The following is a 246-nucleotide window of genomic DNA, read 5'->3' on the forward strand; positions in this document are numbered from 1 at the left end:
CGATCACGTCTGCGGGTACGTCGTCCCAGTAGAAGTGGTGACGCATGGCTGTCATGGTCCGGTCGGCCGCGAACGGCGTGTCGAACGCGCCGGACCTGGCAGGCTCCATGATTGCCTCCAGGCTGGGTATACGGGTGCGGTCGTCTCCGGCCAGATAGGCGGCGAAGGGCGCGACCGTGCCGTAGCCGAGTGGGGCGATGGCATCGAAGCTGCCGTGCAGCGACTGCTGGAAGACGGCGAGCATAG

Annotated in this window: 1 pseudogene; it reads right to left on the reverse strand. The window is 66.7% G+C overall.

Going from position 1 to position 246, the window contains the following annotated elements:
* Positions 1 to 246: pseudogene (locus FMEAI12_RS24200) on the reverse strand (alpha/beta hydrolase); the annotation flags it as partial.

The organism is Parafrankia sp. Ea1.12 (assembly GCF_900465275.1).
GTDB classification, from domain to species: Bacteria; Actinomycetota; Actinomycetes; order Frankiales; family Frankiaceae; genus Parafrankia; species Parafrankia soli.